Annotated in this window: 27 protein-coding genes; 20 read left to right on the top strand and 7 right to left on the bottom strand. The window is 67.4% G+C overall.

Annotation, left to right across the window (positions count from 1 at the left end; translation table 11 throughout):
* Nucleotides 1-215: 215 nt before the first annotated feature.
* The 13 genes from LAN61_10555 to LAN61_10495 all read left to right on the top strand — a co-directional run bounded on the left by LAN61_10555 (nucleotide 216) and on the right by LAN61_10495 (nucleotide 7,089).
* Nucleotides 216-2,309, top strand: coding sequence for a DEAD/DEAH box helicase (locus tag LAN61_10555; GenBank protein ID MBZ5540945.1), 2,094 nt, complete (start codon nucleotides 216-218; stop codon nucleotides 2,307-2,309).
* Between the two features lie 79 nt (nucleotides 2,310-2,388).
* Complete coding sequence (gene queD / locus LAN61_10550) at nucleotides 2,389-2,769, top strand: 6-carboxytetrahydropterin synthase QueD (protein ID MBZ5540944.1); 381 nt, start codon at nucleotides 2,389-2,391, stop codon at nucleotides 2,767-2,769.
* 19 nt (nucleotides 2,770-2,788) lie between these two features.
* Nucleotides 2,789-2,977, top strand: coding sequence for a hypothetical protein (locus LAN61_10545; GenBank protein MBZ5540943.1), 189 nt, complete (start codon nucleotides 2,789-2,791; stop codon nucleotides 2,975-2,977).
* 5 nt (nucleotides 2,978-2,982) lie between these two features.
* Complete coding sequence (locus LAN61_10540) at nucleotides 2,983-3,678, top strand: radical SAM protein (protein MBZ5540942.1); 696 nt, start codon at nucleotides 2,983-2,985, stop codon at nucleotides 3,676-3,678.
* Nucleotides 3,594-4,475, top strand: a complete 882-nt coding sequence (gene queC, locus LAN61_10535; GenBank protein ID MBZ5540941.1) for a 7-cyano-7-deazaguanine synthase QueC — start codon at nucleotides 3,594-3,596, stop codon at nucleotides 4,473-4,475. The genes LAN61_10540 and queC overlap by 85 nt, the downstream gene beginning before the upstream one ends.
* A gap of 101 nt (nucleotides 4,476-4,576) precedes the next feature.
* Nucleotides 4,577-4,780 carry a hypothetical protein gene (locus tag LAN61_10530; GenBank protein ID MBZ5540940.1) on the top strand — a complete coding sequence of 68 codons (204 nt, stop codon included), beginning with the start codon at nucleotides 4,577-4,579 and terminating at the stop codon, nucleotides 4,778-4,780.
* Nucleotides 4,781-4,788: 8 nt separating this feature from the next.
* Nucleotides 4,789-5,571, top strand: coding sequence for a site-specific integrase (locus LAN61_10525; GenBank protein MBZ5540939.1), 783 nt, complete (start codon nucleotides 4,789-4,791; stop codon nucleotides 5,569-5,571).
* The gene (locus tag LAN61_10520; protein MBZ5540938.1) at nucleotides 5,568-5,753 is read left to right on the top strand and encodes a hypothetical protein; all 186 of its coding nucleotides are present in this window, start codon (nucleotides 5,568-5,570) and stop codon (nucleotides 5,751-5,753) included. The genes LAN61_10525 and LAN61_10520 overlap by 4 nt, the downstream gene beginning before the upstream one ends.
* A gap of 108 nt (nucleotides 5,754-5,861) precedes the next feature.
* Entirely contained in the window at nucleotides 5,862-6,083 is a 222-nt protein-coding gene (locus LAN61_10515) for a hypothetical protein (protein MBZ5540937.1), read from the top strand.
* Nucleotides 6,084-6,177: 94 nt separating this feature from the next.
* Nucleotides 6,178-6,453 (top strand): hypothetical protein, encoded by a 276-nt coding sequence (locus LAN61_10510; GenBank protein ID MBZ5540936.1) that lies wholly within the window; start codon nucleotides 6,178-6,180, stop codon nucleotides 6,451-6,453.
* Nucleotides 6,450-6,611, top strand: a complete 162-nt coding sequence (locus tag LAN61_10505) for a hypothetical protein (protein ID MBZ5540935.1) — start codon at nucleotides 6,450-6,452, stop codon at nucleotides 6,609-6,611. The genes LAN61_10510 and LAN61_10505 overlap by 4 nt, the downstream gene beginning before the upstream one ends.
* A 20-nt stretch (nucleotides 6,612-6,631) precedes the next feature.
* Nucleotides 6,632-6,823, top strand: a complete 192-nt coding sequence (locus tag LAN61_10500; GenBank protein ID MBZ5540934.1) for a hypothetical protein — start codon at nucleotides 6,632-6,634, stop codon at nucleotides 6,821-6,823.
* Nucleotides 6,824-6,870: 47 nt separating this feature from the next.
* Nucleotides 6,871-7,089 carry a hypothetical protein gene (locus tag LAN61_10495; protein ID MBZ5540933.1) on the top strand — a complete coding sequence of 73 codons (219 nt, stop codon included), beginning with the start codon at nucleotides 6,871-6,873 and terminating at the stop codon, nucleotides 7,087-7,089.
* Between the two features lie 344 nt (nucleotides 7,090-7,433).
* Here the strand turns inward: LAN61_10495 and LAN61_10490 are convergent, their stop codons facing one another.
* Nucleotides 7,434-7,724: a hypothetical protein gene (locus LAN61_10490; GenBank protein MBZ5540932.1), complete on the bottom strand. Its 291-nt coding sequence runs from the start codon at nucleotides 7,722-7,724 to the stop codon at nucleotides 7,434-7,436.
* Nucleotides 7,725-8,212: 488 nt separating this feature from the next.
* Between LAN61_10490 and LAN61_10485 the strand changes: the two genes are divergently transcribed.
* The 4 genes from LAN61_10485 (at nucleotide 8,213) to LAN61_10470 (ending at nucleotide 11,899) form a co-directional block, all read left to right on the top strand.
* Entirely contained in the window at nucleotides 8,213-8,632 is a 420-nt protein-coding gene (locus tag LAN61_10485) for a hypothetical protein (GenBank protein MBZ5540931.1), read from the top strand.
* 82 nt (nucleotides 8,633-8,714) lie between these two features.
* Nucleotides 8,715-9,017, top strand: coding sequence for a hypothetical protein (locus LAN61_10480; protein MBZ5540930.1), 303 nt, complete (start codon nucleotides 8,715-8,717; stop codon nucleotides 9,015-9,017).
* Between the two features lie 255 nt (nucleotides 9,018-9,272).
* Nucleotides 9,273-10,454: a tetratricopeptide repeat protein gene (locus LAN61_10475; GenBank protein MBZ5540929.1), complete on the top strand. Its 1,182-nt coding sequence runs from the start codon at nucleotides 9,273-9,275 to the stop codon at nucleotides 10,452-10,454.
* A 206-nt stretch (nucleotides 10,455-10,660) separates the two neighbouring features.
* The gene (locus LAN61_10470; protein MBZ5540928.1) at nucleotides 10,661-11,899 is read left to right on the top strand and encodes a nucleotidyltransferase family protein; all 1,239 of its coding nucleotides are present in this window, start codon (nucleotides 10,661-10,663) and stop codon (nucleotides 11,897-11,899) included.
* 26 nt (nucleotides 11,900-11,925) lie between these two features.
* On the opposite strand, the gene LAN61_10465 is transcribed toward LAN61_10470, so the two are convergent.
* From LAN61_10465 to LAN61_10440, 6 genes are all read right to left on the bottom strand, one after another.
* The gene (locus LAN61_10465) at nucleotides 11,926-12,969 is read right to left on the bottom strand and encodes a PDZ domain-containing protein (protein MBZ5540927.1); all 1,044 of its coding nucleotides are present in this window, start codon (nucleotides 12,967-12,969) and stop codon (nucleotides 11,926-11,928) included.
* 46 nt (nucleotides 12,970-13,015) lie between these two features.
* Complete coding sequence (locus LAN61_10460) at nucleotides 13,016-13,783, bottom strand: DUF4097 domain-containing protein (GenBank protein ID MBZ5540926.1); 768 nt, start codon at nucleotides 13,781-13,783, stop codon at nucleotides 13,016-13,018.
* A 92-nt stretch (nucleotides 13,784-13,875) separates the two neighbouring features.
* Nucleotides 13,876-15,696 (bottom strand): energy transducer TonB, encoded by a 1,821-nt coding sequence (locus LAN61_10455; protein MBZ5540925.1) that lies wholly within the window; start codon nucleotides 15,694-15,696, stop codon nucleotides 13,876-13,878.
* A 21-nt stretch (nucleotides 15,697-15,717) separates the two neighbouring features.
* Nucleotides 15,718-16,869 (bottom strand): zf-HC2 domain-containing protein, encoded by a 1,152-nt coding sequence (locus tag LAN61_10450; GenBank protein ID MBZ5540924.1) that lies wholly within the window; start codon nucleotides 16,867-16,869, stop codon nucleotides 15,718-15,720.
* Nucleotides 16,866-17,543, bottom strand: coding sequence for a sigma-70 family RNA polymerase sigma factor (locus tag LAN61_10445; protein MBZ5540923.1), 678 nt, complete (start codon nucleotides 17,541-17,543; stop codon nucleotides 16,866-16,868). The genes LAN61_10450 and LAN61_10445 overlap by 4 nt, the downstream gene beginning before the upstream one ends.
* A gap of 223 nt (nucleotides 17,544-17,766) precedes the next feature.
* Nucleotides 17,767-21,042, bottom strand: a complete 3,276-nt coding sequence (locus tag LAN61_10440; protein ID MBZ5540922.1) for a CPBP family intramembrane metalloprotease — start codon at nucleotides 21,040-21,042, stop codon at nucleotides 17,767-17,769.
* Nucleotides 21,043-21,117: 75 nt separating this feature from the next.
* On the opposite strand from LAN61_10440, the gene recG reads away from it, so the two are divergent.
* From recG to LAN61_10425, 3 genes are all read left to right on the top strand, one after another.
* Complete coding sequence (gene recG, locus LAN61_10435) at nucleotides 21,118-23,469, top strand: ATP-dependent DNA helicase RecG (protein MBZ5540921.1); 2,352 nt, start codon at nucleotides 21,118-21,120, stop codon at nucleotides 23,467-23,469.
* A gap of 3 nt (nucleotides 23,470-23,472) precedes the next feature.
* The gene (gene rsmD, locus LAN61_10430; protein MBZ5540920.1) at nucleotides 23,473-24,054 is read left to right on the top strand and encodes a 16S rRNA (guanine(966)-N(2))-methyltransferase RsmD; all 582 of its coding nucleotides are present in this window, start codon (nucleotides 23,473-23,475) and stop codon (nucleotides 24,052-24,054) included.
* A 100-nt stretch (nucleotides 24,055-24,154) separates the two neighbouring features.
* Nucleotides 24,155-25,870: a TonB family protein gene (locus tag LAN61_10425; GenBank protein MBZ5540919.1), complete on the top strand. Its 1,716-nt coding sequence runs from the start codon at nucleotides 24,155-24,157 to the stop codon at nucleotides 25,868-25,870.
* Nucleotides 25,871-25,964 lie beyond the last annotated feature (94 nt).

The raw sequence follows: 25,964 nt of genomic DNA, 5'->3' as shown, positions 1-25,964 counted from the left end.
GGGCGGTGATGGCCTGCGCTAGTGCGGATCAACGTGGATGCGCAACTGATAAACGTTGCAGGAGAAATGGCCCCGGGCAGAGAGAACCATCCCCGCTCGCGGTTGATTCTCATCCGGGGCCGCCGTTTAGCGCTTGCGCACCTTTCTGGCGGACAGCTCCGCGGCGCGCGGGATTTCCGAGTGTGTTATCGTAACGCCTTCGCTGCCAGTGCCGGATGCAGCCAGGAGTGAGCGCTCTGCCGAAACGGGTCTCCAAGAAAGCCGCCGCCGCTGCATCCGCGCGGCAACCGGACAGCGCGCCCGTTCCCGGGCGGCACTACGCCCCGCTGGAAGAGGAAGCCGCCGCGCCCATCCGGCAGGAAGCCTCCCCGGCAGATGCTCCGGCCATGGCCGAAATCTTCGGTCCCGGCGGCCTGCTCGAAAAGGCCATGCCCCAGGGCTATGAGCACCGCCCCGCACAACTGGAGATGGCCGAACTGGTGCACAGCGCCTTCACCGCGCATCACCACGCTATTGTCGAGGCCGGCACCGGCACGGGCAAGACTCTCGCCTATCTGGTTCCCGCGCTGATGAGCGGCCGCCGCGTGGTCATCTCCACCGCCACCAAGTCGCTCCAGGAGCAGCTCTATCAGAAGGACGTGCCTTTCCTGCAGAAGCACTTCGCACCGGAGCTGAAAGTCGCGGTGATGAAGGGCCGCAGCAATTTTCTCTGCAAGCAGAAGCTGCACCAGATGGCCGACCAGCCCATGCTCAAGGGCATGGAGGAGTTGGACGCCTACCGGCAGATCCGCGGCTGGGCCCAGGTCACCGAAAGCGGCGACCGCGCCGAGCTCAATTTTCTGGCCGACGATTCCGACCTCTGGGGCCGCCTGGACGCCCGCCGGGACACCTGCACCGGCCAGAAATGCCCCGATTTTCAGCAGTGCTTCCTCACCGCCATGCACCAGCGCGCCCGTGAAGCCGACCTCATCATCGTCAACCACCATCTTTTCTTCGCCGACCTGGCCCTCAAGCAGGATGATTTCGGCAGCATCCTCCCGGAATACTCCGCCGTGGTCTTCGACGAGGCGCATGAGATCGAGGACGTGGCCAGCGACTATTTCGGCCGTCAGATCTCCAATTTCCGCTTCGAAGAGCTGGCCCGCGACGTGGATCATGCCCTGCGCCTCTCCAAGCTGGGCTCCGCCGCGCTCCTGCGCCGCACCCAGCGCATCCGCGAACGCGCCCGGGCCTTCTTCGAATCCTTTCCCCCGCGCGAAGGCCGCTTCCCGTTCAGCCGCGGCGAGCGCGAATCCTTCCTCGAGCAGCACCGCGAGTCCTACGACGCTCTCGCGGCCGCCCTCAAATCCCTGGAAACCGAGCTGGCCGCCGTCCCGCAGAAGCCCGAAGAGCTCACCCGCCTCGCCCGCCGCAGCTTCGAGTTGCGCCAGGAGCTGGCCTTCCTCTTCGAATCCAACGAGCGCAATTTCGTCTACTGGTACGAGCGCCGCAGCAAAGGTGTTTTTCTCGCGGCCACGCCCATCGACGTCAGCCAGATCCTGCGCGAGCGCCTCTTCGAAGCCTTCGACACGGTGATCCTCACCTCGGCCACGCTCACCGTCGGTGGCCGCTTCGAATTCATGCGCCACCGTCTGGGCCTGGACCACGCCAAGGAACGCGCCCTGCCCCCGGAGTTCGATTACGCTTCCCAGACCCTTTTCTATCTCCCGCGGGCCATGCCCGACGTGCGCGATGCCGCCTTCCCCGGGAAAGCCGCGGACGAAATCGTGGCATTGCTGGAGCACAGCCAGGGCCGCGCCTTCTGCCTTTTCACCAGCTACTCGCAGATGAACGACGTTTACGAGCGCGTGCGCTCACGCGTCTCCTTTCCCCTGCTGCTGCAGGGCACCGCGCCGCGCAGCGCACTCCTCGAGCGCTTCCGCACCACGCCCCACGCCGTTCTCTTCGCCACCTCCAGCTTCTGGCAGGGCGTGGACGTTCCCGGCGAGCAGCTCTCCTGCGTCATCGTGGACCGCCTGCCCTTTGCCGTGCCCTCCGATCCGATCGTGGCCGCCCGCGTCAACTCCCTCAAGGAAGACGGCCGCGACGCCTTCTCCGAATACCAGGTGCCCCAGGCCGTCCTGGCCCTAAAGCAGGGCTTCGGCCGGCTCATCCGCGCCAAAACCGACCGCGGCATCCTGGCCCTGCTGGATACCCGCATCGAACGCATGCGCTATGGTAAAATTTTCATGGAATCGCTGCCGAACTACGGTATGACGCGGGACCTGGCCGACATTGCCCGGTTCCTCGGCAAGGAAGCAGTTATTTGAAATAGCGGCGGAAGCGGGCGCCTGAGCCTGACCGCCCGCTGGGCCCGTGTTCGAAACGAAGCGCGATTCCCGGAGCACTATGTTTCAGGTCAGCGTGGAAGAGACGTTTTCCGCCGGGCACGCCCTGCGGGGCTACAAAGGCAAGTGCGAGAACCCGCACGGCCACAACTATCGGGTGCGCATCACGATAGAAGGTCCGGAACTCGATTCCATCGGTCTGCTCATCGATTTCGTGCACCTCAAGGCCGCCATCCGCGAGGTCATCGCCGTCCTCGACCACCAGTTTGTCAATGATCTCGAGCCCTTCCGCACCGTCAATCCTTCCGCGGAGAACATGGCCCGGTATTTCTACGACGAGACGGCGAGCAAACTCACGCAGTTGCCGGCCGGCGCACGCATCACCGATATCACCGTCTGGGAGACGGACACCAGCGTGGCGCGCTACCGGCCCGGAGCCTGACCCGCCGCGGCGGCACTCTATGAACAAATCCATCTTCATCATTCTCTTGGCCCCCGTCCTGGTGGCGGTCGGTTACATCGTCATCCTGCGCCATCTGGGCATCGCACCGGGCTATTTCCGCCTGGTTATGGCCACGGCCGGCTTCGTGGCTGCGATCTGGTTTGTGCGGCGCAGGGCCACGAAGAGCGCCAAGTCCGCAGGGCAGTAGTTTCAATGGTCATCACCGAAATTTTCGCGTCCATCCAGGGAGAGGGCACGCGCGCCGGCCGGCCGTGCATCTTCGTGCGCCTCACCGGCTGCAACCTGCGTTGCACCTGGTGCGACACCGCCTACGCCTTCCACGGCGGCACGAAGATGAGTGTCGAAGAAGTTCTGCGCCGCGTCGATGAGCTGTCCGGACGGGAGGCCGCCGCCACGGGCGCCCCGCCCGCGATTCCGCTGGTGGAGATTACCGGCGGGGAGCCGCTCCTCCAGGAGGAGGTCTATCCGCTCGCGGAGCAACTCCTCGCGGCTGGGTATACGGTCCTGGTCGAGACCAGCGGCGAGCGCTTCATTGGCCGCCTGCCGCACCGGGTTCTGCGCATCGTAGACGTGAAATGCCCTGATTCCGGCGAGCCCGGCACGTTTGCCCCGCAAAACCTCGAGGCGCTCGCGGCTCAAGACGAGGTGAAGTTCGTCATCTCGACGCGCCGCGATTACGAATTTGCCCGCGACTTCATCCGCCAGCACCGCCTCGCCGAACGCGTGCATGAGGTTTTCTTTTCCCCGGCCGCTGAAGACCCGGCAGGGAAGTGGCCCGGGCTGAGCGCGCGCACCCTCACCGAATGGATCCTGCAGGACCGCCTGCCCGTGCGCCTCGGCCTGCAATTGCACAAGTTCATCTGGGACCCGGCGACGAAGGGTGTGTAAGGGCGGTGCCGGCGCATTCGTGTGGAGGGATTTTTTGGGCGGTCGAAGAGCCCAGGCAGGATAGAGAAGAGGAGTTGAGTGTGAATGACAACCGAAAAGCCGTGGTGCTGCTGAGCGGGGGCATGGATTCCTGCGTGACCGCCGCGATCGCCCGCGAGCGCCACGGTTCGGAGAATGTCGCTCTGCTCCATGCCGGCTACGGCCAGCGCACCGAAAAGCGCGAGCGCCGCTCTTTTGACGCCATCGCCGATTTCTACGGCGTGCACCAGCGCCTCGTCGTGCAACTCGATTATTTCCGAGCCATCGGCGGGTCCGCGCTGACCGACGCCACGATCGCCGTCCCGCAAAACGAACTGGGCGCCCCCGGTCCGGGCGGCGGCGCTATTCCGGTCACCTACGTCCCCTTTCGCAACGCCCATTTTCTCGCCATCGCCGTGAGCTGGGCGGAGGCCATCGGCGCGGGCGCGGTCTATATCGGCGCGGTGGCCGAGGACAGTTCCGGCTACCCGGATTGCCGCCCCGAATACTACCGCGCGTTTCAGGAACTGGTGCGCGTGGGCACCCGCCCGGAGACCCGCATCGAGATCGTCACCCCCGTCATCACCATGAACAAGCACGAGATCATCCGCCGGGGCATCGCCCTGGGCGCACCCCTGCATCTAACCTGGTCGTGCTACCAGAGCGATGATGCCGCCTGCGGCACTTGCGACAGTTGTCTGCTGCGCCTGCGCGCCTTTGCCGAGGCCGGGACCCCCGACCCGATCCCGTACCAGCGCGCCGCCCCCGCCCGGCCCTGACGAAGGAACTGCAGCTGCCCCCTGCACTTGGAATCCCGGCGCAACTGCCGGAACCGAGCCACTGACGCGGGCGGCAGCAACACGGTCTCCAACCAGTCTCCATGCGCAAAAAGTACGGGAAGTTTTACGCCGACTGGCGCGATGAGCACGGCCAGCGGCACATGAAAGCCTGCCCCTCGAAGAAAGCGGCCGCGCAACTCTCTACGAAGATGCGCCGCGAAGCCGCCGCAAAAAAAGACCAGCCCTCGGCGACGTCGGCGCGCTCTGTCGCACGTGGGCGGAAGGCTGGCCGCGCCACCACGTAAACCACCAGGTGGCCCGCGACCTCTCCGAAGTCGCGGGCCATCTGCAACCCCGGCAACTCACGCCGTTTCTCACCGCCGCGCTCCTCAGCGGCTGGAAGCAACGGCTCGCCCCGGCAACCGCCTTCACGCGCCGCAACGTCCTGAAGCGTCTGCTACGCATGCTCGACGACTACGGCGCGCCGAAGCTGGCCCCACAACTCCCGCGCCTCCGCAAACCCGAACCACGCGGCGTCACCGCCGCACCGGAGCAAATCACCCGCATCCTCGCCGCCGCGCCGCCCTTCCTCCGGCTCTTCGTCCTGCTCTGCTGGCAGACGGCGCTGCGCCACCGCGAGGCCATGAGCGCCGCGCCCTCCAACTACGACGCCGAGCGCCACCTGCTCACCGTCCCGGTGAAGGGTGCGAAGCACCGCACCATCCCCACCACGCCCGAAATAGAAACCCTCTTCGCCGCCGCCGTCATCGACCCCGGCGAGCAGCAAACGCCCTACGTCTGGCTCCTGCGCCGCAAGAAAGCCAAGAACGGCACGTGGCACGGAAGCGACAAGGGCATCAGCGATGCGTGGAACCGCCTCACCGCCAAGCTCGGCATTCGCGGTCTCCATCCCCACGACCTGCGCCGCACCACGGCGACAAACCTCTACCGGCTCTCGAAAGACCTGCGCGCCGTGCAGCAATATCTCGGCCACAGCTCTCTCGCCGCCACCACGCATTACCTCGCGCCGCTCTCCGAGGAGCAGCTGCGCGAGTACCACCGCCTCCTCAACTTCCATAGCGAGGTAAAACAGTGACCACCGCCGAAGCCGTCGCCACCGTCCGCAGCGCTCTCAAAGGCAACACCAACCAAGCACTCCACTGCCGCGAGTGGATACCGCCGCGCATCGCCGAGGCCATGCAGTACCTCGCCGACTACGCCGCAGCCGAACTCCTCAAACCACCAACCCGGCCCCGCCGAGGGCGGGGCGGGCGATGAAGCAGCTCGCAATCTGGCCGCACGGTCTCAGCTGCAGGTGCAGCGAGTGCCAGCGGCAAACCTTCCACCGCGCAGCCCTCTGGCTACGAGAGAGGCAGTCCATGAAAAATGAGCCGACAAAACCGCTACCGCGCAGTCATCAGCTGGACGCACCGGAAGTACGGCCCGCAGATGGAGAAAACCGGAGCCGAGGCCACCAGCATCCGCAGGGCCATCAACGCGGCCCTGCTCTCCTTCTTCTCCAACTCCAATCTGCGAAGCGCCCACGCGGACGCCCACGCCGAGGTGCGGGTGCATTGCTGGCGGCTGAAGAAGCCCACTGCGCTCTAGCCGACAAAAACAGCGCGCCAGGAAGCCCCACGGCGCACGAACTCAAACCCCCTGAGGGTAGGACACCCGGCAAAAACGAGAAAGTGAGGAGACCGTGAGTAAGTGGATTGTCGTCGTCGTCGTCGCCGACGAGAGCAGCACCAACAAGGCCCGCGTCGAGCACCAGGTCGAGCGCGCCGACCAGATGACCGCGATTGAAGCGGTCCTCGGCCGCCAACTGCCCTGCGCCATCGACCCCGCCGACCAAGTGCTCATCTACGCCGAACCGCTGGAAATCGACGGCGCGCCGGAAATCGTCATCGATGTCCCGCGCCCGGACCGCAGCGGCCCCAACCCCTACGGCAAACAGAAAGAGCCGCCAACGTCATGACCGCCGCCGTCGTGCTAGCCGTCGTGGCCCTCGCTGCCACCCTGAAACTCTGGGCGTGGTACGTGAACCGCGTGCACGAAGCTGCGCGGCGCGAGCAGCAGCAATTCGCCGAGCACGTGCGCCGCACACACGCCGCCCGGCAAAACCTCGAGCAGTAGCCGAGAGAAAGGAGGACACCGTGTACCAGCAAAGCGCAGCCCTCTGGAGCAACAACCCAGCGGACCCCGTGACGCAAACCCTCACGGTCACAGCGGAGAACGCCGCCGAAGCCGCGACGCTCGCCGCTACCGCAGCCACACTCAACGCCCGCGCCGCCGCGAAAACGGTCAGCGTCGTAGGCAACTCGCTCGTCATCCAGCTCACCCTCTGACCATCGAGCAACCGTGTACACAAACCTCAGCTGAAGAAAGGAGCACCATGCCGAAAACACCACGCATCCCGATCCGCGAACTGCGCGGCAACCTCAAGAAGCATCTCAACAGCGGCACCACGCTGGCAATCGGAGGCCCCTACGAACTCCGGGCCTTTCTGGTGAGCTTGCCGCCGCACACCAACTACGACTCGACGCAGCACCGCAAGGCCCTCGCCGCGGCGAAGACCTCTTTCCTCGACGCGCTCCGCGCCGAGGCCGACTAAGCTGCAGCTCGGCGTGTACACGCGAGGATCCTACTTGCCGTGTACACGCCGACGCCGGCAGAGCGGACCGCGTCCCGGACAGCAGTCGGGACCGCAGGCCCGCGCCGTCGCTGCGCTCCGTCGCTAGGCCACAGCGCCGCGCGCGGCCACTCGTGGCCCCTCCGCGCCGCGGCGCGCTCCGGGTCCACTCGGCGCGGCGCACCAGAGAACCCCCGCGGACCGCAGGCCCGCGCCGTGCCAGCGGAAAGAGCACGTCGCGCGCCTGCTGCGTCCGGGTGTCGACCACACTACCGTGCGCTCGCCGCGCCCCGGCGCGTCTCGCGCAGAGCATCGATGCTCGCGTCTTACTTATGCGGTGGCGCTCGGCGCTTCGCGGTCAGCGCGTCGGCCGCCGCGGCTTCCTGCCGCGTCTGCCGCCGCGCGCCTCGCGCGTCATCGCGGCTGCGGCATCCCGCCCGCCACAAACCGCGCGGGCGGGTCCCTGCCTTGCCGTCCTCGCGGCCCCGCCACACGCGGCCTTCGTCGCTGGCGCGGCCGGACCGCGTAAACGTGGCGGGGCCGCTGCGGGCGGCGCGCTGCGCGCCGCGTTTCGGGCCGTGCGCCCTCGGGGCCGCGCGCGTTTGCCACGCCCTCATCTGTCGCGCGCGGCCCCGCGCCCTTGCCCGTCTCGCGTGTGCCGGGTGCGTCCCCGGCGTCCGGTCGCTCCCAGTCGCGCGGCTCCTGCGTTCGCCGCGCGGTCGCTCCCTTGCCGGGTCCGTTATCGGTTGCGGCGCGGCCCGTCCCTTGTCGGGCCGGGCCGTGCCGCGTCCTAGTCCGGCACCACGCTTCGTTCATCGGGCAGCGGGCCGGGCGCCGGGCGCACGGCCCGTCAGGAGGATTGCTGGCGCGCATCCGCGCGCCCCACCGCGCCGCCGCTGGCGGCGCAGCCCCCGGAAAAACCACGTCAGAGATCCACGCCGCGATTCCTGCCCGGCAGGCGCGAGGCCACGAGGCGTCCGTGGCCCCGCGCCTGCATCGCACGGGTGCGACCGGAAAAACCCCGCGAAGAGAAACCCCACCCCCTCCCGGTGAGGGGTGAGGTTTCTCTTCCGAGAACCACACCCCTACTAATCGCGCACGTTCGTTGCCAAACCCCAACATCTGGTGGAAACTGCTCGCAAGTCCCGCCGAGCTGCAGCGCCCCGGCGTGCGCCGCTTCCACGGCGCACGCTCCTTCATGCCCAAAGGTCATCACAGCGGGAAGCGCGGCAGGAAGCCCCTGCCACCCCAAGAGCGCGCCACCCGGCGCGCCGCCGCCACGCGCCGCGCCTCGGCCCGCTGGTGGAAGAAGCACGCGGCGAAGATGAAGCGGAAGAAGCACCGCTGCTGGCCGAAGTCCATCTCCAAGAGCGCCGCCATCCGCGAGGGCCTCAGCGTGGTGAGCAAGAGCACCGCCCGCATGCCCCGCTTCACGTGGATTGACCCGCAGGGCGGCGTGCACGCCGAATTCTGGGAGACCGCCGAGCAGCTGATTGCCCGGCTCGCAAAGGAGACCCCATGCTGACCATCCCCAACCCCGCCGTCGCGCCGCCGCCCCGCATCGCGGCCTTCAGCGTGAGCGGCGGCAGCGGCAGCAGGCAGCTCGAATGACCATCCTCGAATCCATCGCCGGAAGCGCCACGGGCGCGCTGGTGAAAAGCGCCCTCAAAAAAAAGGGGTCCCACGGCACCCCGAAGAAGCGCGGCGCGGGGCACCGCGCCGCGAAGACCGAGGACCGCATCGCCAAAGCCTTAACCGACCTGCGCCGCTCGAGCAGCGAAGACCCCGCCCTCGCCGACTTCCGCGAGGACCTCTTCAGCGAGCTGCGCAAGCTCATCCGTCCGGCCATCGCCCAGGCCAAGAAGGGCAAACCCGCCCTGCTCCGCATCCTCACGCGCTACAGCCGATAACCGCCCGTGGAGACCGCGAGGCCCCGGTCTCCATAATTCTCTTGGAGACCGCCACGCATTCTGCTATAGAGGGTCTAGGAGTGGTGACCGCAGCCGAGCCGCAGCACAACCCATCGCGTTCGTAGTTCTTGGAATCCCGGCGCAAAAGAGGATAATAAGGGGCGCGAGAACCCGGGGAAGCCGGGCGACATTTTTTTCTACACCGAGGCCTCAAAAATCTGGAACAACGCAAGCGGCCTACAAGGAGAGATGGGTATGAAGCGAATTGCGAAGCTGGGGATGCGGGCAGTGTTGCTGGTGGCGGCGCTGCTGTGCGTGATGGCGCCGCGTGCTGCTGCGCAGATGGACGGGGTGATTCGCGGCCAGATCATGGATGTCGCCGGAAAGCCTTGGCAGAGTCTGGCGATTCAGGCCGTCAGCGAACAAGGTGTAAAGGCCGACACGAAGACCGATGAGAAGGGCTATTTCGTCATCCGCGGCCTGCGGTCCGGGATCTACACCGTCAATATCATGCTTCCGAACCAGCAGCCCTTTGTGGTGCAGGTGCGCGTGGCCAGTGGCCAGGACGGCATCGCCAATGTCAATTTCAAGGACGTCGTTGCCAAGCAAGGCGCGGAGTACGCCGAGGCCACCAAGAAGCAGGAAGAAGAAAAGCAAAAGTTCGAAGGCATGAAAGCGCACTTCGCCGAGGGAACCAGGATTCTCGAGCAGGTGCGCCTGGCAAAGGCCGATCTGCAGAAGCTTCCTCCGGGGGCTCCTGCGGACCAGAAGGATGCCGCCAAGCAGAAGCTTGCCGACCTCTCGGCCCAGGCCGCCAGCGAATTTACCGCCGCCCAGAAATCCGCCCCGGAGAAGGATCCCAACCAGCACCTGCTGTGGGCCAAGCTCGGGGAAGCCTATGACCTCGGCGGCCGCAACGACGATGCCATCAACGCCTATCAGCAGGCCATCACCGCTTTTGAGCCGGTGATGAAGGAAAAGCCCGAAGCCGGCGCCGGCTACTACAACAACCTTGGTAACGTTCTGGCGCGCGCGGGCAAAGTGGAAGAGGCGCACGCGGCCTATCTCAAGAGCGTGGAACTCTTTCCCGCAAACGCCGCAACCGCCTGGCGCAATTTCGGCATCGTGCTGTACAACGCCAACCGCTTGAAAGAGGCCGTGGAGCCGCTGAAGAAGGCCACCGAGCTCGATCCCAAGAGCGCCCAGGCCTGGTATCTGCTCGGCGCCGCTCTCGTCGGTTCCATGGAGTATAAGCAGGTGGGCGACAAGATGCAGGTGACCGTCCCGCCGGGAACCACGGAAGCCTACGAGAAGGCTCTGGAGCTCGATCCCAACGGCGTCTACGGGCAGCAGGCCAAGCAGGGCCTGGAAATGCTCCAACAAATCGCTCCGGGCATCCAGACCAAATTCAGCACGGGCAAGAAAAAGAAGCCCTGATCGCCCGTCCGGGCCGCTCGCGGCCCTGCGGCGATCACGCCCTAGAGGCCGGCTCTTCGGAGCCGGCCTTTTTTCTTGTCCCCGCCATCCTTCTCCGGAGCGATGGCGGCGCGCGCCATTCCCCGGTAGAGTAGGGGCCGTGCTCCCCGCGGCCATGGTGCCGCCGGAGAATCCGCTATTCGCAGCAAGGCTGGTTACAGCAGGAAATGGTCACATCCACACAGAGCCCGGCTGCCGCAGAGTGGGAATTGCTCCGCCTCTGCGCCGCGCCGCAATGCGACCTCGCGCGTATCCGCGAACTTGTGCAGCACGCGACAGGCGGGCCCGCGTTTCTCGCTCGGGCCCGCGAACACGGTGTCCTCCCGCTTCTGGCTCGCGCGCTGCACGAAGCCGCAGCGCTCGCCGATCTGTCCCCCGGAGTCCGCCAGAGCCTGCTGCAGTCGCGCCGCGCGCATCTCCTCTTCACACTTTTCATGTCCGCGGAGCTCTTCCTGCTCTCCGGGCGTTTCGCGGCCGAGGGCATCGAGAGCGTCGCGGTCAAAGGCCCGGTGCTTGCGGCGCAGGCCTTCGGCGACGCCAGCCTCCGCCAATACAGCGATCTCGACTTCCTCGTGCACCACCGCGACATTCCGCGCGCCGCGCGCATCATGCAGGATTGCGGTTTTGCCTCCGAGATTCCCTTCGCGGCGGCCGCCGCCGGAAAAATTCCCGGCCAGTTTCTTTTTCTGGGCGAGCGCACGCACGCCGTCGTGGAGCTGCACACCGAGCGCACCCTGCGCTATTTTCCCCGCCCGCTCCCCCTGGACTCCTTCTTCGCCCGCCGCACCAGCATCGCTCTCGACGGCCGCGGCGTTCTCGCGCTTTCTCCCGAGGACACCCTGGTCTTCCTCTGCGTCCACGGCTCCAAACACTTCTGGGACCGCCTGATGTGGATTGCCGACGTGGCTGGACTCCTGGCGCGCCAGCCGGCGCTGGACTGGGCGCGCGTCTTCGCCGTGGCCCGCGCGACCCGCACGGAACGCATGTTGCATCTCGGCCTGCGCCTGGCCGGCGACGTGCTCGCCGCGGAGCTGCCTCCCGCAGTGGCCGCGGAAGTCCGTGCGGACGCGATGGCCGGACGCCTCGCCGCAGAGATCTGCGGCCATCTGCCCTGCGCCGAGCAAGCCCCTCGCGGCGCTCCGCAGCGCGCGCGAATCCGCATGCAGATGTGTGGCGGAGCTTTGCGCAGCACCCGCTATCTCCTGCGGCTGGCCTTTACGCCCACCGAGGAAGACTGGGCTGCACCGCAGCGCAAGAAGATCGCAGGCTGGCTCGGCCCTCTGCTGCGCCCGCTGCGGCTTGCGCGCAAATACCGGGTTCTGCGCGGCCCGCAGAACACGCCTGCGCCGGAACAAGATTCCCACGCCGCTGCATCCCCGCCCAAAACAAAAAAGGCCCGGGCATAAGCCCGGGCCCTTGTTTCAGGTTGCCGCTAAATGTTCGTGGGATGCTCGGGCTTCCGCGGCTTCGGCGCTTCCGGCGGCTCGATTGTGGCTTCTACCGTGATCTCACTACGGTTGCGCAGCACGCCCAGCTTCACCTTCTTCTGCTCGCGCACCCCGGCCAGCTTTTCCCGCAGGTCTCCGACCGTGCGGAGTCTCTCTCCATCGAACTTGATCAGCACGTCTCCGGCCTTGATTCCCGCCTTCTCCGCCGGCGAGCCTTCGTGCACCTCGTGCACCAGGATGCCTTCACCGTCCGGCGCGCCGAAGTACGCACCGAGTTGTCCGCTCAGGTCTTCTCCGTCAATCCCCAGCCGCGGACGCCCGCTCTGCATCATCTCGCCATGCCATTCGAACCGCGGCATGTCCCGCATCTCCGGCATGGGCGGCATGTGGAACGTAAACTCCCGCGGCGGCATTCCCTTGGCCCAGGCTTTGTGGGCCTCCATCGCGCCTCCGAGGGTTACGCTGAGGCTTTGCGCGCGGCCCCCGCGCCACACCGTCAACTGCGCCGTGCGCCCCGCCGGGATCTCCCGGATCATCCGCCGGAACTGCAGCGTCCCTTCGATGGGCTGCCCGTTGATCTCCGTGACCACGTCATTTTCCTTGAGTCCCGCCTTGGCCGCCGGGCTGTCCGCCATCACTTGGCTCAAGAGCGCGCCGCGCTCCGCCGGCAGCTTCAGCTCCTTGGCCTTCTCGGCGGTGATTTCGCGCATCTCCACCCCCAGCCACCCCGCGCCCTCGCCGGGCATGGCCATGGCCGCAGCCTCGTCGCCGTCCGGCAGGGCGGCCGCGGCTCTGGCGATGGCTTGTTTGGCCAGGGCGATATGCACCCCTGGCTCTTCCGTCAGCCGCGCCGCGCGGCTGGCAATCTCTTCCTGGCCCCAGGCCAGCTTTGCCTGGATGCGCTGCTGCATCTGCTCCAGCGCGCGCTCTTCCGGAGCCAGTTTTGCCCGGGATGGTCCGGGCAGCGCGGCCAGCATCAACCCCAGCGCGGCCAGTCCTCCGGCGGTCCACATCGTGCGGTGATTCATCTTCGTCGTCCTCTCTTTTTTATGCGGCGCTCGCCGGGCCTGGACCCTAGACGCTCGTCCGCAGAACGACCACTCGAATGCTTCCATTGATCGTGCGCAGGCGGATCGGCCCGCCGCCGCTTCCCAGCCGGCCATGCACTTCGCGCGGCTGCAGCGTACTCTCCAGAGCCAGCGGCAGCTCCGAGCGGAAATCCCCGTTCAGGCAGCGTGCCTCGAGCTGCGCCTGCGTTTCCGCGGGCACCGCCAGCAGCACAGAGCCGTTGGTCGTCTCCGCGCTGGCTTCCTGAGCCTCGCGGAAATGCGCCAGCTCCAGGCGCACGTTTCCGTTGGTGGTTCGCGCGTGCACTGTGCCTGCGGCCTCGTAGACTTCCACGTTGCCGTTCACCGTGTGCAGGTCGTTCAGCCGGTCGACGCCGGAGATGCGCAGTGTGCCGTTCACCGTTCCGACGTGCTCGATGCGCGCGTTGTGCGGCACATGCACGATGTATTCCACGGCCACTTCCACGCCTTCGTCCTGGGGATAGCGCGTCACCACGGCGATCGCCTCCGGCCTTGCGCTCACTTCAATTGAGACGCGGTCCAGGTCGGAAAGTTTTCTCCGCGTCGTCTTCACCGCGTGAATTTCCACCTCGTTGCGCTCCCAGCCCTGGATCTGCACCATGCCGTTGACGTTCTGCAGCTCGAACGAGCCGCCCGGCTGCAGCGGGTAGGTGCGCTCGAAATCGTCCTGCAAGGCGAAGCACGGCGTGGCCAGCAGCGTCACGCTCAGAACCACGGTTAGCAGCAGAGACCCGCGAAGCACGTTTCGTGACATGGACGCGATCCTCCTCCGTCGAATATCTTTTCCCGCGCGCCCGGCAGGCGCGCAGGAGGGGCCCCGAAATCTGTCCGCGGCGCGCGGCGCCGTCAGCGCAATTGGAAGTTGAACGTCACTTCCGAAATCACGTTCACCGGCCGGCCGTTCAGCAGCCGCGGCCGGTAGGTCCACCGCTGCACCGCGGCAATCGCCGCATCCGCCAGCACCGGCTCGCCTTCCAGAATCTTCAGCACTTCAGTGCGTCCGTCTTTCCCCACGCGCACCTGCAGCCGCACGATTCCCTGCACGCCGGCCTGCTTGGCCAGGGCCGGGTAGGCCGGCGGAGGGGCATAGCTGGCGCGTTTTTGCAGCTCCGCGGGATCTTCTCCCACCCCGCCGCGCAGTCTCTCCTCGATCGCTTCCATCCAGGCGTCGAACCAGCCGCTTGTCTCGTCGGCCGCGGCGGCTTGTGCGTCGGCCGCCGCGCGCGCCGCTTCTATCTGCGCCACGGTTTCCATCTGCATTTCCTGCATCCGCTCCTGCATCCGCCCGGCCTGCTCGCGCAGCAGGGCTTGGCGCAGCGCCACGTCCGCATCCAGATATTGCAGGCGGATCTTGCCCATTCCCGTGCGCAGCCGCAGCAGCGCTCCGCCGCCGTTGAGCGTGGCGCTGGCGCGCACCGGCCCCGCGCCGGAGGGGTCCTCCCTCTGCATTTTCAGCGCCAGCGCGGGATCGGCCTGGATGCGGTTCTCTCCGCCCGATTCCACGGTGGCCTCGATGGTGGCCGCAAGATTCCGCGGCAGGTACACCAGAATGTCGCCGGCGCCGGAAATGAGCTGCGAAGCCGCGGCCAGCCGCACCGCGCCGCCTTGTGCCGGCGCATCCGGATTGATGAACGCGGTGATCGTGCCCCCCGCGGTTTCCGCGCGCACGGCGCCGGCCACGCGCGTCAGGCAGATGCTGCCCGCGCTCGTCTCCACTTCCATCGGCCCGGCCACATAGGCGATGCGGATTCCGCCGCCCGCGGTCTGCGCGTGCACCGACCCGCGCACTTCCCCGAAATCAATCTGTCCCCCGCCCGTGCGCACCGCTACCGTGTTCCCGGCCTGGCCCACGGCGATGTTTCCGCCGTCCGTGCTCAGATCCGCCCGCCCGCCGATTTGCGCCGCGTGGATGTGGCCACCGCCGGAGTGCAGTTTGGCATCCCCCGCGATAATGCCGGCGTTGATGTGCCCCCCGCCCGTGGAGGCCTCGAGGTCCCCCGCCACGTCCAGCACGCGGATGTGCCCGCCCTGGGTTTCCAGCCGCGCCGCCACCTTTCCTGCGCCCGCGCTGCGCCCGCCGTTTCCGCCAATGCGTCCGCAGCGAATGTTCCCGCCCTGCGTGCTCAAGCTTGCCGTGCCGCCAAGGTCCTCGGTTTCGATGTCCCCCGCTCCGGTCGTGACCTCCACGCTGTAGCCTCGCGGCACACGCACCTCGAAGCGCACCCAGAACTGCGCCTCCGCAGCGGGTCCGTGCGCGCTGTGCGGCGGCAGCGCTCCCGTGATCTGCACGCCTCCCGGCGTGGATTTCGCCGCCAGCGCATACTGCGCCAGCAGTTGTTGCGCGAGCGGCTCCGGCACATCGGTTTCCACGCGCACCAGGTAGCGCACGGCAGGCGCTTCCCCCGGCCCCTGCGTGAAGACATGTACCGAGCCGAGATCCGCCGAGATCCGCAGCTTCAGCCCGTCCTCGGTCGGCAGCGCGCCCCGGCGCTCCACGAAGGCGCGCGGCCAATCCGGAGCGGGTGCCGGGTCGCGTGGCTCGGGCTCACCGAAGGCTGCAGGCGCCGCGCCCAGCAGAACGCCAGCCAGCAGCGCGGTGAGTGCGCGCGGAAAAGCGGTTCTTTTTTTCCGGAGAGCAAAGGGGCGGTTTGGAGATAGCGTCCTCATTCCAGGGCCAGTGTCCGGAGTTCAGTGTGTCTCGCGCGGCCCGATCTGCCGCAGCGCCGCGGCGCTGCGCAGGCGGACGTAGGGATTGGGATCTTTGCGCGCCAGCTCCTCGAGTGCACGCAGCACGCGCGCCACGGACGGATCAACCGGCAGCGGTGCGGCGATGACGAGGTTCGTGCCGCTCGGGAGCGGCGGCCGCGGGGGACGCAAAGCCCGCGGCGGCGCTGGCGGCACAGGCGGTACCGGCAGCGCGGCAAATTCCTTTTCCTGCGGCTGGAGCGAACCGGCCAGCAGATTCACCGCTTCCACGCGCACGCCCGGGTTCCGGTCGTTCTCCAGAGCATCGAGCAGCGTCTCGCGCACTTCGGCGTCGTCTACCGCCAGGCGCAGCGCATCCAGCGCTTTCAGCCGCACCGCGGGATTCGCGTCCCGGCGCGCCGCGGCCCGCAGCGAGCGGCGCACGTCGGCATCGCCAGAGTGCGTCTTCAGCGCGTCCAGGCAGTCCAGCCGTACCCCGGCATCGAAACGCTGCCCGTTCTCCACGACGTACGTCAGCACGCGCCGCACGTCCGCATCCTCAACGCTTCCGGAAAGCACCAGCGGCTCTTCCGCGCGCAACTGCACCTGCACGGTGCCCGGCGCGGCGTCCGGCGACGGCGCAAAATTGATTCCCGCCACGGCCATCTTCGACAACTGCTCGTCGCTCAGCCGCGGCGTGGCGCGCACGATGCGCCCCGGATTCGGCGCGCCGCCGGTGTGCAGCAGATCCGGCGCCTGCGTGCCCGCCAGGATTCCCAGCAGCACCAGTGCCGCCGCACTCCAGGCCGGCCGGAAGACGATCAGCTGCCGCAACCATCCGAACGGCTGCCAGTGCACCCTTTCCGGCGGCGCCGCCAGATCGTCCAGCGACTCGGCCAGCTCGCTGCGGCACTGCGACAGAAGCATGTCCGAGGGGTTCAGCCGGTCCGCGGGCTGCGGCATCGCGGCCAGCGCGTCCAGTAACGCGCGTTCTTCCGCCAGTTGCGCCGCGCATCGTGCACAGGTTGCCACGTGCCCCGCCACCCGCTCGCGTTCCTGCGCCTCCAGTTCGTCGCAGGCGTAGAAGGGAAGCAGCGGCGCCGTTTCCGCGCACGGCATCGTGCGTCCGGCCTCGTTTTCTTCCGGCCGGCTCATCGCAATTCTCCCAGCTGGCTGCGCAGCTTGCGTGTCGCCCGGAAGAGCGAGTTCTTCACTGTCTCCTCCGTCGTGCCCAGCGCGTCGCCGATGGCCCGCAGCTTCAATCCCTGGTAATGCTTCATTTCGAAAACGACCCGCTCGCGCGGCGAAAGCCTCAGCATGGCCGCCGCCAGCCGCCTCTGGATCTCTTTGCCCATCAGCTGCCGCTCCGGATCGAGCGTGGCGCGATGTTCCCGCTGCCTCTCGAAAAAGTCCGTGATGCCGTCCTCGCGCAGCTCCGCGCTGCTCTCCGGCGCCTGGTCCTCGGGGCGCGCCTGCCGCCGGCGCAGGTGGTCCAGGCAGACGTTGGTGACGATGCGGTAGAGCCAGGTGTAGAAGCTGCTTTCGAAGCGGAAGCGGTGCAGGTTGCGGTAGACCTTCAGAAAACTTTCCTGGTAGACATCGCGCGCGTCCTCCGGCCGGCGCATCAGGTTGAGCGCCAGGCGCAGCACGTCGCGGTCGTAGCGCCGCACCAATTCCTCAAACGCGGCACGGCTGCCCGCTTGCGCTTCGGCCACCAGCGACCGTTCGTCGAGTTCCGGCAAAGATGCCACCGTGGGCAGGGCGGCCTCGGTCGTGCCCGCCCGGCCAGATGTATCCGCAAGAGCGAAGGTCCAATGAGGAAGCGGCATAGCTCGCTTTCGATTCGCGGTTTTCGAAAACCCTCCGAAGAAGTGCCCGCCCGCCTTCCCATGGGCTGGCCCCGCGAACATCACCCTCTATGGACGGCTGATTCCCCCGGGAGTGAGCAACCTTCCCCCCTTATAAGAACGCAAATTCGCGGTGCAATGTTTCTAGACTCCGGGACTTTCCCGGGGGTTGCTTGGGTTTTCTCCAGGGTCCCGCGAAGTTCTCTTAAGTGCCTGTAGAATCAGCGCGTAACCGCCAGTTCACAAACGGCCAGGCGTACAGCATGGCCAGCGCCAGCAGCAGCGCATAGCCGTTGGCCCGGTAGAAAGGGTTCGGCTGCGCCAGCAGCTCCACAGCCCCGCTGAAGAGCATCCCACTGGCCGCCACCAGGAAATAGCCCAGGAGATTGAACCGTACGACCCGGCACACCCCCCAGACCAGCACCCCGAGCAGAATGCCCCGGGCCAGGAACTGCCCCGCAAAGTCCCCGGGGCTGCCCCAGTCACCCACCAGAAACAGCGCGGTCAGCAGGAACAGCGCCGCGCGCAGCCATCGGGGGCGAACCTCCGCCGCCACAAACGCCGCCGCCAGTGCAATCAACCCCGTCAGCAGCAGCCCGCGCAGAATCCCTCCGCTTAGCACCGCGGCCGCCGGGAGAACCGCGTCAAAACTCTCTCCCACTGCGGCTGCCAGCGAGCGGTGCAGCGTCGGCCAGTGCCCGGCGGCCACAGCCAGGACCTGGTGCAGGCCGGTGAGCGCCGCCGTGCCCCCCATTCCGACCCACAGCGCATCCCGGTAGTACGCTCCTGGCATCCGGCTCACTGGCGCTCCCGAGCCGCTCAGCGCAGGCAGTTGTTCGGCGCCAAAGGCCCGGCTGGCATACACCCAGGCCAAGCCGAAAGTCAGCAGAATCGCCCCGAAGACAAACATCGCGCCAAAGAGCGCCCCCACGGCGCTGATTCCCGCCGCGTAAGGAAACGGCACCTCCGTTCGGTAGTTGGCCAGCAGATCCGGAATGGATGTGCCCAACGCGAACTTCAGCAGAAACGCCCCGAGCCCCGCGAGGCCCAAAATCTTCAGCGTCCTCCAGGGCACGCCGGTGGCGGCCGCGCGCAGGTGCATCAGGAAGAAGATCAGCGCCGTGAGTACCAGCCCTCCCAGAAAGACGCCCCGTCCGATCATATACAGCGTGCGCGGCAGCGTCAGTTCTTCCTGCGCGCGCCGCCATTCGTCGGGAATCTTGATGAACGTGCGGTAGTTGGCCACTTCCTCCCCGAGCACCTGCACTTCGAACCGCGCGTGCGCCGGTGGCTCGGCCGCCAATCCGCCCGGCGCGCCCGCAGGGGGCACAAAGCCCGCCGTACGCTCCCACGTCAAGGTGTGGTCGATGCGGTGCGGCCGCTTGTCGCTGGTGGCCTCTACCAGATGCCACTGGCTCAGATCCAGCTTCTTCGTCTCGCGCAAAAACTTCTCCGCGCGCGCCACTGCTTCCTCTTTGCTCAGTGACGCGCCGGGCGCGGCCTCCGCCAGCGTGTGCCGAAGCGAATGCACCGTGCCGTCCGGCCGCAGGATCACCGCGTACTCCTCGGCCTGCCCTTCGCGGAAGTAACGCACGCGCCAGAGCGCGCCGGGCGTCTCCTGGCCATAAATGCGGTTGGCTTCCGCGATGCCCACGGTGCGCCGCAGATATTCGCTGGTGACAGGATCGCTCACCGAGACAAACGTGGTTGCCGTCCGGTAGCCCTCCGGGTGCACGCCGTGCGCGCGCAGCACATCGTCCGCGATGGCCCGCGCCTCCCGCGCGTGAATGTTCATTTGCAGGTAGTCGCCGATGCTTTCCGACTTCAGCTTCCAGGCCGCCGCTCCGCCCGCCACCAGGCACACCGCCAGAAACGCGATCATCCCCGGCGTCAGCGCCACATAGCGCCAGACCGGCGCCGCCGCGCTTTCCGGCGCGGCTTCGCTGGCAATTCGCACGTCCGGCAACGGCGTTGCGCGGTTCAGCAGCCCTTCGTCCTCCTCGAAGCGCCCGCGCAGAAGATAGGAGATCCCTGCGAAGACCAGCGGTGCGACCGCCGCCGCCCCCACTACTGCTCCCGAAACCTTGAAATAGAGGCTGTCCGAGCGGATCAGCAGCAGGCCCACCAGCAGCGCATCCACCGTGTAGTGCCAGATCAGCGTCGCCAGAATGCCCCAGCGCAGCATCACCACCCCGGCCACTACGCCGACGATTCCCACTTCGATTCCGCGGATGTAGCCCGGCTCCTGCGGGTAGGCGCTGTGCAGAAAGCCCCAGGCAAACGCCGGCAGCACCACCGCCAGCCAGCGCGAACGCGTCAGTTTTTCCAGGTACGGCACCGCAAACAGGCGAAAGAGAAATTCCTCACTCGTCGCCGCCAGCAGCCCGATGGCCACTCCGGAGATCCACGGAAACGCCGTGTTCACCGCGTCCGTGTAGTTCAGCTCCTGCGGCGCCCACACGCCCACCCGCCGCCCGTACATGTAAAACGCCACGATGAACCCGATGTGCGCCGCGGCCATGCACAGCCCCACAAACGCCGCGTTGAAGAATTCCTTGCTGCGCAGTCCGCGCAGCGTCACCGTTTCCGCCAGCCGCAGCCGCCCCGGCTGCGATACCCGGTAGAGCGGCTCCGCCGCGGGCAGAATCAGCGCCACGGTCAGCGCCGAGCCCAGCGCGAACAGCACCGCGCCCGCCAGCTTCAGCGCCACGAAGCTTGCGTAGGACTCCTTGGTGTCGTAGCCGGCCCGCGCCAGCGGCCATTCGTTCAACTGCATCAAAAAGAGCAGCGCCGCCACCACCAGCCCGAGCTTTACCGCGCCGCTCCAGCTGGTCTGCCCGCGCCGCGTCAGGGCCACGCCCAGCCACAGCGCGCCGCCCAGCAGCAGCGCGTACGGCACGATGGCCACCACGTTGTAGAACTCGTTGCTCGAGCGCAGCTCCTTGTAGCTTCGCCGCCACGCTTCCGGCACCTGCAGATACTCCTCGGCACCGCCGACTTGGTCGCCCTGCAAGGTCACCCGCAGCCGGTACGGCGCGTCCTTGGCCCGGAACCCGTGCTTCTCCCAGGTGAACGACCAGTCCAACCGATTCGGCCGCTGGTTCGAGTTGGCTTCCTCCGGCAGAAAATCCCAGGCGCTCAACACCGCTCCGTAGCGCGCCGTCAAAAATTGCCGCGCCACCGCCTCGGCCGCCGCGCGCTCCAGCGCCGCCCCCGCCCGCGCCTCTTCGATGACGTGCTCATAGCCCACGATCTTCCCCGCCGGGCTCACGCGCACTTCAAACTCTTCCTTCTGCTGCGGCCGGAAGAAGCGCACCTGCCAGTACCAGATGCTGACCTCGCCGGCCATCAACCGGTTCGCCTGCTCCAGCCCCAGCTCGCGTTCCAGATACGTCTTGGCGTGCCCGTCCTCCTCGCCGTCCGCCACCTCGAACACGATCGACGACTGGTAGCCGCTCACGTCTTCGCCCAGCCCGCTCACAAAGCTCCGCGCGCGTCCCAGGGCCTCCGCGCGCGACACCTGAAAATTCACCGCGGCCTCGGGGAACGCCGCGAAATAGTTTTTCCACGCGAACAGCGTGCCCACCACCGCCAGCACCAGCCACAGCAGCAGCGCCCGGCGGTCCGAACCCGTCAGTCGGTCATTGGACACAAAAATCCTCCTCGCCGCGCGCGGCGCAGACAGCCCACTCTAGCTATACGCAGCCGCGCCGCGCAAGTATCCCTGGCGCCCGCAGCGCCGCAGCGTGGGTTCCGGCCGCGGCAATGGTATAAATGCAGGGCCATGCCGCTGCCTCTCACCACCGAAGTGCGCATGCTCAAGGGCGTCGGCCCGCAGCGCGCCGAGATGCTCGCCAAGCGCGGCATCCGCACCTTCGAGGATCTCCTCGCCTATCTCCCCTTTCGCTACGAAGACCGCATCCACTTTTCCACCATCCGCGAGATCCAGCCCGGCGGCACCTACACCATCCGCGCCCGCGTCGCGAGCGGCGGCGCCGTGCAATCCCTCCGCGGCTTCCACAAAGCCGACGCCGTCTATCACCTCCTCGTGCAGGACGACACCGGTTCGCTCCCCTGCAAGTTTTTTCACGGGGGCTACCTGGAAGGCCGCCTCAAGCCGGGCCAGCTGGTCATCCTCCACGGCAAGGCCGAAATCGACCGCCTGCGCCCCGCGCGCATCGAGATGGTCAACCCGCAGATGGAGCTGCTCAGCGGCGAGGGTGAGGACTCCACGGAAGTCGGGCGCATCGTGCCCATCTACGAAGCCATCGGCACGTTCGGCTCGCGCGGCATCCGCCGCGCCATGTATATGGCCCTGCAGCAGCTCGCCGCGGATTTTCCCGATCCGCTCCCCGCCCCGCTGCGCCAGCGCCTCGGCTACCCGCCACGCCGCGAAGCCTTCATCGCCGCGCATTTCCCCCCCGCGACGGAGTCCATCGACGCCCTCAACGCCTTCTCCTCGCCCGCGCAGCGGCGCCTCATCTTCGACGAGTTCTTTCTCTACCAGCTCAGTCTGGCCCTTGACCGCCGCGCCACTCGCCGCCAAAACGCCATCGCCTTCGCCGTCCGCGAAGAGCGCGTCCGCGAAGCCCTCAAGCGCATTCTCCCCTTCAAGCCCACCGCCGCGCAGAAGCGTGTTCTCGCGGAGATCGCCGCCGACCTCGAAAAGCCCGCCCCCATGAACCGCCTCCTGCAGGGGGACGTCGGCAGCGGCAAGACCATCGTGGCCCTGGAGGCCGCGGTGATCGCCATCGAAAACGGCTGCCAGGCCGCGCTTATGGCTCCCACGGAAATTCTCGCCGTGCAGCATTTTCTCTCCGCGCGGCGCATCCTCGCCCGTGCCGGCTACCGCGTCGAGCTCCTCATCAGCGGCCTCAAGCCCAAGGAAAAAGCCGCGGCCCGCGAGCGCATCCGCAGCGGCGAAGCCCAGCTGGTCATCGGCACCCACGCCCTTATCGAGGAGGACGCCGAGTTCGCCCGCCTCGGCCTCGCCTGCATCGACGAGCAGCACCGCTTCGGCGTCCTGCAGCGCAAGCGCCTGATGGACAAAGCCGCCAGCCACGGCCACGCCCCGCACGTCCTCGTCCTCACCGCCACGCCCATCCCGCGCACGCTCTCCCTCACCCTCTACGGGGATCTCGACGTCTCGCTTCTCGACGAGCTGCCCCCGGGCCGCACCCCCATCGAGACCCGCCTCACCAGCGAGCCGCATCTCCCCGGCGTCTGGGAATTTCTCCGCGGTGAAATCGCCCGCGGGCGCCAGGCCTTCGTCGTCTATCCGGTTATCGAGGAGTCCAAGCTCGAATTGAAGGCCGCCATCGCTGAATACGCGCGCCTTTCCAAAGAGGTCTTCCCCACGCTGCGCCTCGGCCTGCTCCACGGCCGCCTCTCCAGCGAAGAGAAAGACGGCGTCATGCAGCGCTTCCGCGCCAACGAGCTGCAGATCCTCGTGGCCACCACTGTCGTGGAGGTCGGCGTGGACGTCCCCAACGCTTCGGTCATGGTCATCGAGCACGCCGAGCGCTTCGGCCTCTCCCAGCTCCACCAGCTGCGCGGGCGCATCGGCCGCGGCGGCGAAAAATCCTTCTGCATCCTGGTCGGCCCGCAGCGCATGAGCGACGAGGCCCGCCTCCGCCTCGAGACCCTGGTGCGCACGACCAACGGCTTCGAAATCGCCGAAACCGACCTGCAGCTCCGCGGCCCCGGCGAATTCTTCGGCACCCGGCAGCACGGCGACCTCGGCTTCCACATCGCCAACCCCTTGCGCGACCGCGAGCTGCTCGAACTCGCGCGCGGCGAAGCCTTCGCTCTCGTCGAAGACCACGCGCAGGCTGCCGCGCTGCAGTCCGTCCTGCGCGTTCTCCCGCCGCACTGGCATCAGCGCTATCATCTTGCTCGCATCGGTTAGGCCATGCGCATCATCGCCGGAAAATATCGCAGCCGTGTCCTGAAGAGCTCCCGGGGGATGAAGCTGCGTCCCACCAGCGACCGCCTGCGCGAAACGCTCTTCAATATCCTCGGCCCGCAGACCGCCGGCGCGCGCTTCGTGGACCTCTACGCCGGCACCGGTGCCGTGGGCATCGAAGCCCTCAGCCGCGGCGCCGCACACGCCGTCTTCGTCGAGAAGCATGCGCCCGCCGCCGCGCTCATCCGCCAGAACCTCGACGCCCTGGGCGTCACCACCGGAGCCACCGTCCTAGCCGTGGATGCCCTGCGCGGTATCGAGATGCTCGCCGCGCGCCACGCCGCCGATCCCGCCTGGGCCGCCGACATCGTTTTTCTCGATCCCCCCTGGGCCGAGGAAGCCGAATACGCCCGCGTCCTCGCGCTTCTCGGCGCCGCGAATTTCCTGGCGCCGGACGCCCGCGTCGTCGTCGAGCACCGCAACAAACTCGCGCTCCCCGAGCGCTTTGGCAAGCTTCGCCGCACGCGTCTCCTCGAGCAAGGCGACGCCGCCCTCAGCTTCTACCAAATGGAGGCGCTCTCCGTATAGCGCCGGCCTTTAGGCCGGCATCTTTCTTTTTTGGATTTCCGCAGACGCGTCATGCGGGCAGCATCTGGCCGTGCCCGGGCGTCTAATCCCGCAAGGTATAATGAACGAAGGAATGGTCTGGCAACAGGTTCACGGCGCGTTCGATCTTCTCGGGCTGGCGCAGAAGCCCGTCGCGGCCGTGTCTCTCCCCGCCGGCGCCCCGCCGCAGTTCGACGTCCCCTGGGGCAGTTTCCATCAAAGCCTTGCCAGCAGCGTCGTGGCTCTTCTGGCCGGACCCGCCGCCCCCAGAAAGTTTCTCTCCGGAGAATTCTTCCGCGATTGCTGGATCGAACGCCGCATTCCGTTTATCGCCGTGCTGGCTGCCGCGCTCTGGCACGTGGTCTTCTTTATTTTTCCGTGGCCCAACCTGCCCGCCGCCCGGCGCCACTCGCCCGAATTTGAAAACGCCCAGCTCGTCTGGTCCGGCCCCATCAACGACCTGCCGCTCCTCGATCTCCCGGAGCGCTCCGCGCGGCCTGCGGAAAAGCCCCGGCCCAGTCCGCGCTCCGCGCCGGAAGCGCCGCAGCACGCCGGCGCCTTTCATCCGCGCCAGCGCATCTTCACCGATTCGTCCCATCCCACGCATCCGCGGCAGACGCTCATGCGTCCCGCCGCGCCACCTGAGGCCCCGAAGTTTCTCCCCAACCTGCCCAACATCGTGCAGCTCGCTCCTGCCGCCCAGCCCGCGCGTCCGCGCATCGCCATCAGCGCGGAGGCGCTTGCCAGGCTCCGCCCGCGCGAGCAGCGCGCCCCGGCGGCCACGGTAAACGCGCCCGCGCCGGATCTTCCCAATCTCGAACCGAAGCTCGGTGACCTGAGTTTTGCCTCCTCCGCCGCTCCGCAGAGGCCCAAGCTGCAGATCAACCCGGCCAGCGCGCCGCGCGCAGCCCCGCGCAGACAAATCGGAGACACCGCACCCGCACCGGAACTCGCCCCGGCTCTCCCCGGCGCTGCCGGGGGTGACTCCGAGACGCTGATTGCGCTCTCCGCAACCCCGGCGGCGCCCGCACCGGCCTTCCTTGTACCCGAGGGGAATCTCTCGGCGCGCGTGTCCATCTCTCCGGAAGGCTCGCCCTCTGCCGCGCGCCCCACGGCGATAAACGGCTCCTCTGCCGCACCCGGCAACAACGGCTCCGCCGGCACAACAGCCGCGGGCAACTCGCCCGCCGTGAGCATCAGCGGCGGCCATCCGGAAAAATCCAGCGTCGTTTCCGGCCTTGGCGGCAAGGCGCTTTCCTTGCGCGTCCTGCCGGTGCACGCGTTACCTGGCCATCTCCAGCCGCGCGCGGACGCCGCCGCTGCGCCGCCGCGCTACACCCCGCCCAATTTCGCCGCGCTCCCGCCCGGCGCCAAACCCGAAGCGGTGTTCGGTCCCAAGCGCGTCTATACCCTGTACGTGAACATGCCCAACCTGAACAGCGTGACTGGAAGCTGGGTCCTCAATTTTTCCGAATTGCACCGCGATCCCGAGGCCCCGCCCGCTCTGCCCGCCGGCGACCTCGTTGGCCCTGTGCCCCTGCACAAGGTCGATCCGAAATATCCCCCCTCTCTCATTCAGGAGCGCATCGAAGGGGAAGTGATTCTCTATGCAGTGATCCGCCGCGACGGCTCCGTGGACAGCATCCAGCTCGTCCGCGGCATCGACCGGCGCCTTGATGCCAACGCCGTGGACGCCCTCGCCCATTGGCGTTTCCATCCCGCGCAGCGCGCCGGCTCTCCCGTTGAACTCGAAGCCATCGTGCGCATCCCCTTCCGCGCCATCGCCCCCATCTACTGAAACCGCGTCGCTTGACTCGTAACCATCGGCTGCTGTCATTCTGAAGCGAATCGATGAGGTCCGGTGTCAGGACCCCGGTGGAGTCCCTCGGACT

The organism is Terriglobia bacterium, assembly GCA_020072785.1.
GTDB lineage: Bacteria > Acidobacteriota > Terriglobia > Acidiferrales > UBA7541 > Acidiferrum.
This window is presented reverse-complemented; position numbering and strand designations above follow the sequence as displayed.

Excerpts from the sequence above, each read along its gene's own strand:
- LAN61_10555 (MBZ5540945.1), top strand. The coding sequence starts at position 216 with ATGCAGCCAGGAGTGAGCGCTCTGCCGAAACGGGTCTCCAAGAAAGCC.
- queD (MBZ5540944.1), top strand. The coding sequence starts at position 2,389 with ATGTTTCAGGTCAGCGTGGAAGAGACGTTTTCCGCCGGGCACGCCCTG.
- LAN61_10545 (MBZ5540943.1), top strand. The coding sequence starts at position 2,789 with ATGAACAAATCCATCTTCATCATTCTCTTGGCCCCCGTCCTGGTGGCG.
- LAN61_10540 (MBZ5540942.1), top strand. The coding sequence starts at position 2,983 with ATGGTCATCACCGAAATTTTCGCGTCCATCCAGGGAGAGGGCACGCGC.
- queC (MBZ5540941.1), top strand. The coding sequence starts at position 3,594 with ATGGATCCTGCAGGACCGCCTGCCCGTGCGCCTCGGCCTGCAATTGCA.
- LAN61_10530 (MBZ5540940.1), top strand. The coding sequence starts at position 4,577 with ATGCGCAAAAAGTACGGGAAGTTTTACGCCGACTGGCGCGATGAGCAC.
- LAN61_10515 (MBZ5540937.1), top strand. The coding sequence starts at position 5,862 with ATGAGCCGACAAAACCGCTACCGCGCAGTCATCAGCTGGACGCACCGG.
- LAN61_10505 (MBZ5540935.1), top strand. The coding sequence starts at position 6,450 with ATGACCGCCGCCGTCGTGCTAGCCGTCGTGGCCCTCGCTGCCACCCTG.
- LAN61_10495 (MBZ5540933.1), top strand. The coding sequence starts at position 6,871 with ATGCCGAAAACACCACGCATCCCGATCCGCGAACTGCGCGGCAACCTC.
- LAN61_10490 (MBZ5540932.1), bottom strand. The coding sequence starts at position 7,724 with ATGAGGGCGTGGCAAACGCGCGCGGCCCCGAGGGCGCACGGCCCGAAA.
- LAN61_10480 (MBZ5540930.1), top strand. The coding sequence starts at position 8,715 with ATGACCATCCTCGAATCCATCGCCGGAAGCGCCACGGGCGCGCTGGTG.
- LAN61_10475 (MBZ5540929.1), top strand. The coding sequence starts at position 9,273 with ATGAAGCGAATTGCGAAGCTGGGGATGCGGGCAGTGTTGCTGGTGGCG.
- LAN61_10470 (MBZ5540928.1), top strand. The coding sequence starts at position 10,661 with ATGGTCACATCCACACAGAGCCCGGCTGCCGCAGAGTGGGAATTGCTC.
- LAN61_10465 (MBZ5540927.1), bottom strand. The coding sequence starts at position 12,969 with ATGAATCACCGCACGATGTGGACCGCCGGAGGACTGGCCGCGCTGGGG.
- LAN61_10460 (MBZ5540926.1), bottom strand. The coding sequence starts at position 13,783 with ATGTCACGAAACGTGCTTCGCGGGTCTCTGCTGCTAACCGTGGTTCTG.
- LAN61_10455 (MBZ5540925.1), bottom strand. The coding sequence starts at position 15,696 with ATGAGGACGCTATCTCCAAACCGCCCCTTTGCTCTCCGGAAAAAAAGA.
- LAN61_10450 (MBZ5540924.1), bottom strand. The coding sequence starts at position 16,869 with ATGAGCCGGCCGGAAGAAAACGAGGCCGGACGCACGATGCCGTGCGCG.
- LAN61_10445 (MBZ5540923.1), bottom strand. The coding sequence starts at position 17,543 with ATGCCGCTTCCTCATTGGACCTTCGCTCTTGCGGATACATCTGGCCGG.
- rsmD (MBZ5540920.1), top strand. The coding sequence starts at position 23,473 with ATGCGCATCATCGCCGGAAAATATCGCAGCCGTGTCCTGAAGAGCTCC.
- LAN61_10425 (MBZ5540919.1), top strand. The coding sequence starts at position 24,155 with ATGAACGAAGGAATGGTCTGGCAACAGGTTCACGGCGCGTTCGATCTT.